This is a genomic window from Paenibacillus sp. FSL L8-0663 (genome assembly GCF_038008125.1).
GTDB classification, from domain to species: domain Bacteria; phylum Bacillota; class Bacilli; order Paenibacillales; family Paenibacillaceae; genus Paenibacillus; species Paenibacillus polymyxa_D.
Genome location: NZ_JBBOYM010000001.1, coordinates 201894 through 213957, shown reverse-complemented (window position 1 = coordinate 213957; position 12064 = coordinate 201894). Strand labels below are relative to the sequence as shown.

At 46.4% G+C, this 12064-nt stretch carries 11 protein-coding genes and 1 tRNA gene; 2 read left to right on the top strand and 10 right to left on the bottom strand.

What is annotated here, in order from left to right:
• Positions 1-269 precede the first annotated feature (269 nt).
• Together MKY75_RS00950 and clpP are read left to right on the top strand one after the other, a co-directional pair.
• Positions 270-344 (top strand) — tRNA-Arg (locus MKY75_RS00950).
• A gap of 210 nt (positions 345-554) precedes the next feature.
• Positions 555-1151, top strand: coding sequence for an ATP-dependent Clp endopeptidase proteolytic subunit ClpP (clpP, locus tag MKY75_RS00945; RefSeq protein WP_013368815.1), 597 nt, complete (start codon positions 555-557; stop codon positions 1149-1151).
• A 127-nt stretch (positions 1152-1278) separates the two neighbouring features.
• Here the strand turns inward: clpP and MKY75_RS00940 are convergent, their stop codons facing one another.
• From MKY75_RS00940 to hisJ, 10 genes are all read right to left on the bottom strand, one after another.
• Positions 1279-2385: a PdaC/SigV domain-containing protein gene (locus MKY75_RS00940; RefSeq protein ID WP_165149356.1), complete on the bottom strand. Its 1107-nt coding sequence runs from the start codon at positions 2383-2385 to the stop codon at positions 1279-1281.
• 242 nt (positions 2386-2627) lie between these two features.
• Entirely contained in the window at positions 2628-3389 is a 762-nt protein-coding gene (locus MKY75_RS00935) for an SIMPL domain-containing protein (RefSeq protein ID WP_069012121.1), read from the bottom strand.
• Positions 3390-3660: 271 nt separating this feature from the next.
• On the bottom strand, positions 3661-3930 hold the full coding sequence (locus MKY75_RS00930) for an HPr family phosphocarrier protein (RefSeq protein WP_013308257.1): 270 nt from the start codon (positions 3928-3930) through the stop codon (positions 3661-3663).
• 136 nt (positions 3931-4066) lie between these two features.
• Complete coding sequence (whiA, locus tag MKY75_RS00925; RefSeq protein WP_029518996.1) at positions 4067-5011, bottom strand: DNA-binding protein WhiA; 945 nt, start codon at positions 5009-5011, stop codon at positions 4067-4069.
• A gap of 5 nt (positions 5012-5016) precedes the next feature.
• Positions 5017-6003, bottom strand: coding sequence for a gluconeogenesis factor YvcK family protein (locus MKY75_RS00920; RefSeq protein ID WP_023986485.1), 987 nt, complete (start codon positions 6001-6003; stop codon positions 5017-5019).
• Between the two features lie 12 nt (positions 6004-6015).
• Positions 6016-6915 carry an RNase adapter RapZ gene (gene rapZ, locus MKY75_RS00915; protein ID WP_013308254.1) on the bottom strand — a complete coding sequence of 300 codons (900 nt, stop codon included), beginning with the start codon at positions 6913-6915 and terminating at the stop codon, positions 6016-6018.
• Positions 6916-6980: 65 nt separating this feature from the next.
• Positions 6981-7931, bottom strand: coding sequence for an ROK family glucokinase (locus MKY75_RS00910; protein WP_029518997.1), 951 nt, complete (start codon positions 7929-7931; stop codon positions 6981-6983).
• Between the two features lie 292 nt (positions 7932-8223).
• Entirely contained in the window at positions 8224-9177 is a 954-nt protein-coding gene (trxB, locus tag MKY75_RS00905; protein ID WP_029518998.1) for a thioredoxin-disulfide reductase, read from the bottom strand.
• A 39-nt stretch (positions 9178-9216) separates the two neighbouring features.
• Complete coding sequence (locus tag MKY75_RS00900) at positions 9217-10986, bottom strand: tetratricopeptide repeat protein (protein ID WP_165149358.1); 1770 nt, start codon at positions 10984-10986, stop codon at positions 9217-9219.
• A gap of 235 nt (positions 10987-11221) precedes the next feature.
• Positions 11222-12046 (bottom strand): histidinol-phosphatase HisJ, encoded by an 825-nt coding sequence (hisJ, locus tag MKY75_RS00895; protein ID WP_069012124.1) that lies wholly within the window; start codon positions 12044-12046, stop codon positions 11222-11224.
• Positions 12047-12064 lie beyond the last annotated feature (18 nt).

The window sequence follows — 12064 nt, the reverse complement described above, 5'->3', positions numbered from 1 at the left end:
GCTTTCCACTCCCGCACACTTCTAAGTTCTGTCTCTAATGCTCTATCTCTAACTGGTCTTAAAACGTCCCGGGATAACTTTTTAAGTCCCACGTATATCTTAACCAATATTTGCTCCATATGCAAGTCTATCTGAACCTATATTTCTCAACCATTTGTCTGAATATGCGCATTTAATAAAAGCTTGCAATTCACTGCTGTATATCATATAATCATCTTTGTTTCCAATTAGCTGTTTAATTAGTTAGTTGTTTGCATTGAATCAACTATGCGCCCGTGGTCCAACGGATATGACGTAGGCCTCCGGAGCCTGAGATCGAGGTTCGATTCCTCGCGGGCGCGCCATTTTAAATGAACGCTTAAATGCTTCTATATAATGTTTTAACCAATAAGAGCGCTGAGGGCTCTTTTTTTTAATCATTAGTTTGACTTTCTTTGACTTTTTGTTTGAAATTGTTTATCATGTGGTTAATACGGTAACAGTTTATAAATAAGGGACGTGTACTCGGCATGTCCACCAAATCCACTAACGATATTTAAGGGAGGTTTTTTGACGTGAGCTATGTTCCTATGGTAGTAGAACAAAGTAACCGCGGCGAACGCGCCTATGACATTTATTCCAGACTGTTAAAGGATCGCATTATTTTGTTAGGCTCGGACGTCAATGACGTTGTAGCCAACTCTATAATTGCGCAAATGCTGTTTTTGGCTGCCGAAGATCCTGAAAAAGATATTCACTTGTATATTAACAGTCCTGGCGGTTCCATTACAGCTGGTATGGCCATTTTCGATACGATGCAATACATTAAACCTGATGTATCTACGATTTGTGTAGGTATGGCGGCTTCCATGGGCGCGTTCTTGCTGAATGCAGGCGCCAAAGGTAAACGTTTCGCTTTGCCAAACAGTGAAATTATGATTCACCAACCTCTGGGTGGTGCACAAGGCCAGGCAACGGATATCGAAATCCGCGCACGCCGCATTCTGAAAATGCGTGATAAACTGAACCGCATTCTCGCAGATCGCACAGGCCAACCACTGGAACGCATTGAAAAAGATACAGACCGTGACTACTTCATGTCTGCTGATGATGCCAAGGAATACGGTATTATTGATAAAGTGCTAACTAGCTCCTCTCCAGAAGGTGTATAAGAGAAGAAATTCGCCTCTCGATAGCTGGTAAATGAAAAAGCTGCTCCGGATGTTATTATCCGGTAGGCAGCTTTTTTGCTTTATTGTTTTTTAGAGTATAGACAGTCCAACTTACTCATTTCTACTATTAAATCTGTCCCGCAAAAGGCTTTCCGCCTTGAGGCAGCAGTTGACCGAACGAGTAGGTAAACTCCGGAATTCCATACGCGTATGGCGCATAATCATACAAATCAAACACGATTGTTACTCCACTGTTCGTCACATAAAAATTCTGATCTGCCGCCAGCTCTTTAAATTTACCGAATCCTTCACCAGCCTGAAGCGCATCGATTTTTTTCTTCAAATCAGCATTGAGGAACTTTTTGTAATTTGGATTCGCCTTCAATACGTCAGACAACTGCAGCAGTTTACCATCAGCGAGCGAGAACGTATATCCTTTACGTACCGTCATTCCATGTGCGCCACCCATATACGAGTAATCCTGCATAATCACACTTAGAATACCGTCCTTGTTATAGGCAATTGCAAAATCATTTTCGAAATCATACGGTCTTTCTGTTGTAGCCTCTCCCTCAGCCATTATCTTTTTGCCTGCTGCCAATATACCCTCTGCATGCTTTTTAAGCACATGGTTAATGGCTTGCTCTGCCTCAGGATTCAGCTGGCTGCCGCTGATTTGCGGATACTTAACTTTGTAAGATACCTTCGCATTACTCGAAGCTGGAAGTGTTTGAGACGCAATTGTGATCGGGTTTAGCTGACTTTTACTTAGCGTTACTGTCTTCTGAGCTGCGTTCCATTGAGCATCTATGCCTAGATAGTCTTTCAACAGACTCATAGGAATGTATAGCTTCCCAGCGATCTGTTTGGCATCCATACTACGTGTATTGATTCCATTGACGTTGACGTAGGCATCCGAGGAAGAAGCCATAATGTAAAGTTTATTGTACCCGCTACCTACGGTATAGGTCGTTGCTTTCGCATCATAGCTTACTGGAATCCCCAAGCTGTCACGCAGTGCGGCCACCGGAATCATTGTACTCCCGTTCACTTGAACACCTTTAGCGGGCAACGTTTTACCATTCCATTGGATAGTGATTCCTGGTTGCTGTGTTGCCGCTTGCTGCTGTTTAATCGATGCTGCCTGGATATATGAAACGGGAACAGCTGCAACTCCTGCTAAAATCCCTGCTGCCAGCAGTGCTGAACCCCATTTTTTCGTATGCTTATTCATATTAAGTATTCCTCCTGTTATTATTTCTGTATTGTCTATGTGTAAATAATCACTTTACTTATTATATCTATACCCCATTGTATGTAGTTTACAATCTGTACACTCCCCGATTTCAATCTGTACACCTAATAACCCTTAGCTATGACAGACTCATTACAAAAAGGTTTCGGTATACAAAAAAAGCCAGCAAGCCAGCCTGCGCATGATGCAGGCCGCTTGTGGCTTCGTTTGATGATCTAATATTAGTTCATTTCGTATTGAGCCGACACCTGAACTTTCACTGTTACTTGCCCCGATTGTATGTCTGTCCCGCTACCTGCTAAATCCATGAGCGATTTTGACATGGCATTTTCACGTTGTGTAAAGACTTGTGCTTCTCCGCCATCTACCGTCACATTCACAAGAGCACCTAATCCGCGTTTGGCCGCTTTAGCTACAGCACTGGCTTTAGATTGTGCGCTTCCCAATGCTTTAGTAATGGCTTCTTCCTCATAAGTCGAAGGATCTTCCACCGAAAAACGAACATTATCTACGTTATTGGCTCCGGACTTGGTCGCCTCATCCAACAACTGACCTATTTTATCCAAATCGCGGTATTTAACGGAAAGTGTATGGTTGGCAGTGTAGCCTTTGAGCTTCTGCCCTTCTTTTTCGTTATAGGTGTAGTTAGGCTGTACATAAAACTGGCTGGTCTGAATGTCATCTCCGCTGATGCTCCACTTTTCTTTCAGCAGTTGTGTAACCTTGTTCAATTTTGTAGCATTAGCTTTTTGAGCAGCGGCTGCCGTATTCCCTTCCGATTGTACACCGATAGAGAGATAAGCAATATTGGGCTTTGCCAATACTTCCCCGCTTCCAATCACATTAATTACACCGTTTACCGTCGAAGCTGTTGACGCAGCATAAGCACGCTCTGCCCCTGTCCATAATCCTCCTGCTACTCCCCCTGCTATTAATGCACCTGTGAGAACTGCTGTGGCTACTGTTTTTGTCCAAAGTCTCATTGAATTCAACCTCTTTCTAGTAAATGTTTGTACCTTCCAGACGGAAAAGACGGAAAAAGGTTGCAGCCAAGCGTACAAATTTCCGAAACAGAGCATGACCACGAGGATTTTCATTATTTATAGTTTGAACTTAATACGGCCTCTATATCCAATAAATCCACAATAAAACAGTTAGCTGAGGAGTGTTCGAAGGATTTTTTTCTGGATATAAAAAAAGCCCCAAAGGGGCTTTTCACTAAGATCATACACTATATTACAAGCAATTCTTTGTTTATTGATTTTCCAGCTCTACCTTACTAACCAGACTTACTAAAGCGTTTACAGCCTGTTCGGCATCCGCACCTTCAGCACTAATATTGATTTCAGTACCTGTGCTGATGGCAAGACTCATAATACCCATGATGCTCTTGGCATTAACCTTTTTGTCATCTTTTTCCACAAAAATCTCAGATGAATATTTATTCGCTTCCTGTACGAACAACGCAGCAGGTCTGGCGTGCAGTCCTGTTTTCAAACGTACGACTACCGGATGTTTTGACATGTCAGCTTACCCCCTCATCAAATAAATCTGGACACTACTTACTCCATTTTATTTATCACATTATAACATTAACCCGGGACAGACACTAGAAAAAAAACTAAAAAAACTGGGGCTAAAAGCCCCACCAACATTCTTTTTACGGAATCAGGCCATTTTCGCCCCTGATTTTGTCAGCCATCTCATCAATTTTGCGAAGCCGATGATTTACACCCGATTTACTCACGACCCCTTTGAGCATTTCCCCGACTTCTTTCAAATTCAAATCGGGATGAGCGAGCCGAACTTCTGCCACTTCACGCAGTTTATCCGGCAAGGTCTCCAAGCCAACTTCTCTCTCCAGCAACTTAATATTCTCAATTTGCCGGACAGCAGCTCCAATTGTCTTGTTCAAATTAGCCGTTTCACAATTGACAATACGATTCACGGAATTGCGCATATCGCGCATAATGCGTACATCTTCAAATTTGAACAAGGCTTGATGCGCCCCAATGATGCTAAGCAGCTCAATGATCTTCTCGCCTTCCTTGATGTAGAGAATAAAACCTTTTTTTCGCTCAATACAGCGAGCATTTAGATGAAACTCATTCGCAAGATCAACGAGTGCCTGACAATGCTCCTCATACATCGAGGAAATTTCAAGGTGGTAAGATGATCCTTCAGGATTGTTGACAGAGCCACCTGCCATAAAGGCGCCCCGTAAATAAGCTCTCTTACAACAGTTTTTCCGAACAATATCCCGATTAATCCCGTCAGTGAACAAGAAACCTTCTGAGACGATATAAAGATCCTTTAGCAGTTGTTGCACATCATTAGGAATACGGACAATGTACACATTATTTTTTTTCAAGCGCATTTTTTTCCGTACAAGCAGTTCGATATGAAGTTGAAAATGCTTCTTGATCAAGGAGTAAATCCGCCTTGCAATCGCGGCATTTTCTGTGGACACGTCCAATATCACCCTTTTATTCGACAGTTGTACGGATCCGAGCATACGTATGAGCGCAGATAGTTCCGCTTTCTCACAGCAGGACTGGCTTTCAATCATCGTAAGCTCTTTTTTCGTTTGTGCCGCAAAGGACAAGGGACTCACCTCCTTCTTAATATCCAGTTTTGTACCAATTGGTAAATATGCTGGCTCAATTTGTCTGCATCATGCCGTAAATACGTGCGGAACAGAACTAATGTATCTGCCACCACTTTATATCCCCGGTCGGTCAGCTCGCCCATGTCTACTTGAACTGGCTTGGCTCCCTGCTCGGCATACATTTCCTGTACTTGGGGTGGAATTTCTCCGTTATTTACAATGACATAGTCGAAGAGATGATGCCCTACATGCTCAAAAATAGCTTGCAGATGGTCTCCTACTGTATAGCCATCGGTTTCACCAGGCTGGGTCATAACGTTACAGACAAATATTTTGATAGCGTCTGATTTCACTACAGCTTCAGCGAGTTTAGGTACAAGCAAATTCGGTAATATGCTGGTATATAGACTGCCGGGGCCAATCAAAATCGCATCAGCTTCATTAATGGCCTCTACAGCCTCAGGCAACGGCTCCACGTGAGTCGGTTCAAGAAAGACGCGTTTGATTCGTCCGCCCGCTTCTGGGATCTTGGACTCTCCGGTAATCACCGTGCCATCCTCCATTTCGGCGCTTAGCACAACGCCTTCCTCGGCTGCTGGCAGCACACGTCCCCGGACAGCAAATACACGGCTAAGCTCACGCACCGCCGTTACAAAATCTCCCGATATATCGGTCATCGCTGCTAAAATCAGATTGCCCAGACTATGGCCTGACAATCCTGATCCCGCACCGAAACGGTATTTCAGCATATCTGACATCACTGGTTCCACGTCAGCCAAGGCAGTCAGCACATTGCGAATATCCCCTGGGGGGGGCATCTGCAGCTCACTGCGCAAAATCCCGGAACTTCCGCCATCGTCAGCGACTGTAACAATAGCCGTAATATCTAGCGGCTTTTGCTTTAAGCCCCGCAGCATGACGGACAAGCCGGTTCCGCCGCCCATAACAACTATACGTGGGCGCTCCCGTTGTGATCCGGTCTCTTTCATGATTTCACCTCATTAATGCCGGTCCCGATCAGCATCCCGATGCGAAACAGAAACAGATTCTGTCTCGCTGGCACCCAGCATTTTTCCTAAATACTCCGATATTGCAACAGAACGATGCTTACCGCCAGTACAGCCAATGCCGATAATGACCTGGCTTTTGCCTTCTTTGCGATATTGCGGAATCAAAAAGTGTAACATATCCAGCAACTTGGTCAAGAATGCCTGAGTCTCGGGCCATTTCATGACATAATCATATACATCGCTATCCTGTCCAGTGTGGGGACGTAGTTGATCCACATAGTGGGGATTAGGCAGGAAGCGCACATCGAATATAAGATCGGCATCAATGGGAATACCATACTTGAAGCCAAAAGAAGTAATGTTCACGGAAAGCATACTGCTCTCCAGATGAGAAAATCGTGAAATAATCCTTGCCTTTAAAGTTGCAGGCTTCATCACACTTGTGTCAATAACCTGTGTAGCCGAGCTTTTTAGTTCTTCCAACATCTTGCGCTCCAACCGAATCCCATCCAAAGGCATACCGTCTGGAGCCAGCGGATGACGTCTACGACTTTCCTTATACCGCTGTACGAGAACGCCATCATTCGCATTTAAGAATAAAATTTCACAATGAATCGTAAAATGATCTTTAATATAATTCAACGATTCCGACAAGGCAGTGAAAAATTCTCGTCCGCGTAAATCAATGACGAGTGCAACCTTGCCTATTTTACCATTAGACTGCTCAATCAACTCTGCAAATTTGGGAATCAGTACAGGGGGCAAATTATCAACACAGAAGAAGCCCAAGTCTTCCAGGCTCTGAACCGCAATGGTCTTCCCTGCGCCTGACATCCCCGTAATAATAATGAGCGTTGCCCACGGCGCAGCATTTTTTAGGTTATCTGTCATATGGACTTCCCTCTCCTTTTGCTTCTTCGCTCTATGCCAGTACCCGTATTATCAGTAACCTGTGGTCAGGAGCGTAGCAGCAACCCTGCAGCCCCTACAACACCCGCGTCATTGCCTAACACCGCTGGTACGATATATACACCTTTTTGAAGCGGTTCAGGTGCCAGCTTGGCGTATACGCGACGCATCTCTTCAAACAAAAAGTCGCCTGCTTTAGAAACACCGCCGCCTATAATAAACAACTCTGGATTAAGCACAGCGGCAACCGCTGCCATGGATTTCCCCAAATAAAAGGCAGCCCGGTTCACGATACGCAGTGCGACTTCATCCCCGGCTTTAGCAGCATCAAATACTTCCTTGGCGGCAATTTGATCCTCCAGCGCCAGAGAGGTCCGGTCGCCACGTTCCACAGCATCCTTGGCCATACGAATGATGCCTGTTGCAGAAGATACAGTTTCCAAGCAACCCATTTTGCCGCATCCACACTGAATTGCCTCCAGATCAGGTACGACGCTGATATGACCAATTTCCCCGGCCATGCCTGAAGAACCTTGGTATATTCTACCGTTTATAATAATACCGCCACCTACTCCTGTTCCCAGGGTATAGCATACGCAGTTTTCGATGCCTTTGCCTGCACCAGCCCAAGCCTCACCTAGCGCAGCAACATTCGCATCATTGTCTATTTTCACAGGCTTGCCAATCCGGTTCTCTAGGAGCGCACGGATCGGTACGTCACGAAAGCCAATATTAGGAGCGAGGACAATAATACCATCACGAACATTCGTAAAACCTGCAACGCCTGCACCGACACCCTTGAGTTGATCCCACTCATAAGGAGATTCCTCAACAATGTGCCGCACATATTTTTCGATATTACCAATGACAACATCTACACCTTTATCGGTTTCGGTTGGTCCCTCGTATGTGTGCAAAAGCTGTCCGTTCTCATTACAAATGCCTACTTTAATCGCTGTACCGCCCAAATCGACACCCACATAGATACTTTCAGACATGTTCCAAGCCACCTTTATGTTTACTTAAAAACCTGGTATGAAATATATGCTTATAATTCCTACTTCATAATAGTAATCCTACGTTCCAACTATAATTGAAGCCCTCGTTACGGTCAAGGACACTTCCTTGTTGAAAAGTGTACGATTAGAGGAACTTTTAACCTTATGCACCCATAAAAAGGAGAAAGCCCGTGCAAACGCAGCAGGCTTTCTCTTCCTGAACAAAAGATGTGGCATAACAGAGGTTTCCTTCGCTCTCCCGTTAGCCTTTTTGTGTACTATAGACACGCTTTTATTGATCCAGTGTTTCGCTCCAGTCGTGAACAGCACTGCCTTCGAGATATTTCTCGCAGTCCATAGCCGCCATACAGCCCGTTCCCGCAGCCGTAATCGCTTGACGGTAACGATTATCCTGTACGTCCCCACAGGCAAAAACTCCGGGGATGTTCGTTTCCGTTGTGCCTGGCTTCACTACAATATAGCCGTGTTCATCCGTATGGATTTGTCCGTTCAGGAAACCTGTATTCGGTGTATGCCCGATGGCTACGAACACGCCATCTACCTCAATCAGCTCATCCTGATTGGTCTCATTATTGTGTACCTTCAAACCCTTTAAACCAGATTCTCCCGTCACAACTTCCAGAGGAGTCCGGTTTAATGCCCAATGTACTTTTTCGTTCTCACGCGCGCGATCTTGCATAATTTTGGATGCCCGCAACTCATCGCGACGATGGACCAAGGTTACACTGGAAGCAAAACGGGTCAAGAAGCTCGCTTCCTCCATGGCTGAATCGCCACCGCCAACCACGACAATCTTTTTCCCGCGGAAAAAGAAGCCATCGCAAGTTGCGCAAGTGCTGACTCCGCGACCTACATTGTCCTGCTCACCCGGAATACCAAGATATTTGGCGGACGCACCTGTAGCAATAATGACCGACTCCGCCTCAATGATGCCTTTACCCTCTACCTTCACTTTAAAAGGACGTTTGCTAAAATCCACTTCCTCTACCCAACCGGAAGTAAATTCAGCGCCAAAACGTTCAGCCTGCTTGCGCATATTATCCATCAGTTCAGGCCCGAGGATACCTTGCTCAAAACCCGGAAAATTTTCAATTTCGGTCGTTGTAGTAAGCTGCCCACCGGGCTGCATCCCTTCAATGATCAGCGGATTCATGTTAGCACGTGCCAAATAAATAGCCGCTGTGTAGCCTGCAGGACCTGTACCAATAATTATGGATTTATACATACGTTTGTTGCCTCCTTTAAGTGATGTTTGGAGCAGGTCTCAGACCTGCTTTTTAAACGTGGAGAGCGGCTGCTTCAGCTTCTGTTTGATACCACACACGCTGTCAATCTGGCGTGCATAGCGGCTTACGGTCGATACGGAAATACCATAGCGATCGGCTACTTCCTGATAGGTGACTGAATGATGATGCATTTTGGCAGTCAAATATTCCAGCGCCGCTGCCCATCCCTCAGTATGCTGAACCATCGGAACTTCCGGGGCAAGCCGATCCAAATACTCCAGCCACAGCGATCTCAAGTCGTGCTGCATGACCGGATCGGATGGCTTGCTCATAACGGTCAGTACCTTATCCAGCACTGCCTGCCATTGTGGATCAACCGGGGAGGCAGATACATCACCTTCAATTGTATGAGGATCGTTCTCAACCTCCAACTGATCAGAACGTTCCGTTTCCGGGTACATTTTCTGCTCACCCTGCTCCGCCAGCTCTTGCAATACTTGCAAGGCACGGCGTTTCAGCTCATCCTCCTGGTCCGGGTCTTCTACGAAGGACTCCAGTGCCTGACGCACCTCATCATCACCGATCAAGCTTAACGCCTGAATGACCTGAAGCTGAGTCGCCCGGTCCCCGTGGCGCAAGGCCCAGAAGAAGGATGACCGGATTAGCGGGTCCTTCTTCATGCTGTCAGGCACCTGGTCAGCACCAAACTTCTCCCACATGCGGAATTGCTCCTCAAACGGGAGATGATAATGATAGCTGAGCACTTGCAGCGGTGTACCCTCCTGCTGGAGTTCCTCCAGTCGGGACAGGAAAAACCGCGGAACTTCCGAGGAAGCATCCTGCTTTTGCAAATGACTCCACAACCGCCGTGCTTCCGCATATCTTCCCGTATTGCTGGCAGCTACCGCCGTGTAATGGTACAAAGAAGCGTCCGCATTGTTCTCTCCATCGCCATGAAGCAACCTGCGGAAATGTCTGTAGGCCTCCTCATGGCGTCCGAGAATGCCCATAGTGGTCGCCAGCTTGAATACCTGCTCCTCCTGAAACGGTATAGTGACCGCCAAAGTCTGCACCAGACGATCCAATTCCGGGCCGCCGCCCTCGTGCTGATAAAAGATCGCCAAGTTGCACAATGCGTGTAAATTCCCCGGCTCATCCTCCAACACTTGAATAATGGTAGCCTTAGCATTTTGGAACAATCCCATGTAGTAATACGCTAACGCCAGATTATTTCGCGCAGCGAACATATCCGGTTGTTCCTCTGAAATTTGCTTGAGCAACTGGGCTGCCTGAGCAAATTTCCCCTCCTCCAGCAGGACACGAGCCTGATCATGCTCTACTACTCCCTGCCGGGCCTTAATGCGGTTCAGCTTCGTTGGACGGTCCAGCTCATAATAGAGCAGCTCCATCATTTCCTCCGCTTCATCAAGAAACTGGCCTTCTTCGTCCTCCTCCAGGTACGTGACCAATGCTTTCTCCGCTTCTTCAAACTGCTCCATATTAGCGTAATTATTCGCCATATAGAAATAACACTCTGTCATCGACGAGTCTACGTCACTCAGAACAGAGGACAGGATCTCATTCGAACCTGCATAATCCCCCATCTCTGATAATATACCCGCCATATTGCAATGATTCACCGGATTATCCGGTTCATATTCAACGGCTTTGCGAAAATATTTCAATGCCTTGTCATAATGATTGCGATCAAGCGAGCGCACAGCTTTCTCAAAAAAGAAAGATGCGTCGAAACGCAAAGCAATAATCTTAGGGCTAGGTTCCGATACTCGCAGATGTTTCCCTTTCATAAATAACCAAGGCACCTCCTTTAAAAGTAACTGACATGTTCATACCCTTCAGTATACCACAACTTCAAAACGACTTGACAGTCGATCCTACCTCATTCCAAAAAACGGATATATGCTCGTATACAATAGATATATATACAAGAATACGCTAAATAGCCGAGCGCTTTTCCCTGTATACATAGGGAGCGTTCGGCTAGCCACTGGATATGATACTTAGACCCAATAAACGTAATAATTAAAGCGTCAGCGGCACCGGCGAGCGCTCGCGATGCTGAAATACGGCAAGCTCGCGATAGCCGACTTCATATAGAAGCGCGCGTGCCTTCTCCAAGTGCTCGGACAGCTTCGCCGGATCATGGGCATCCGATCCTACGGTCAGCGGGATGCCTAGCGAAAAAGCTTCGTCCAGCATGCGGCGGCTCGGGAACATCTCAGCACAGGGCTTCGAAAGCCCTGATGCATTCAGTTCCATCGCCCGACCGCTGCGGGCAACGGCTGAGAGTGCGGAGCGCTCCAGTTCACGCAGCTCCTCCATTTCCTCCGGCTTCGGATGATAGCCGAAGCGCTTAATGACATCCAAATGCCCCATGATGTCATACAAACCGGTAGCTGCCGCCTTAGAAACCGCATTATAATACGTGCGGTACACCTCAAGCACATTTTTGCCTTCCCAATGGTGTACCTGACGGAAGTCCGTGATATCCCATTCACCTAGAAAATGGACGGAACCAATCACATAATCCCAGGGATACGCGGTGATGATATCTTCGATTTCTCGTTCCCAGCCCTCAATGTAGTCGCCTTCCAAGCCAACACGAATATCAATTTGCTCTTTAAAACGTTCCTTCAGTTCCAAACATTCTTCCACGTATCGGGGCAGCTCCTCCATAGGCATCGCCATTTCCGGGTAATAGTCAGCCGGTTTTACATGCAGTAGTGGCATGTGATCGGACAAGCCGAGCTGATCCAGCCCCAGCCGAATTCCCTGCTGTACATACTCTTCCAGACTCCCTATGGCATGCCCACAGCGGGCGTGATGCGTATGATAGTCAATTTTCATGCGATCCTCCCTCTTTCA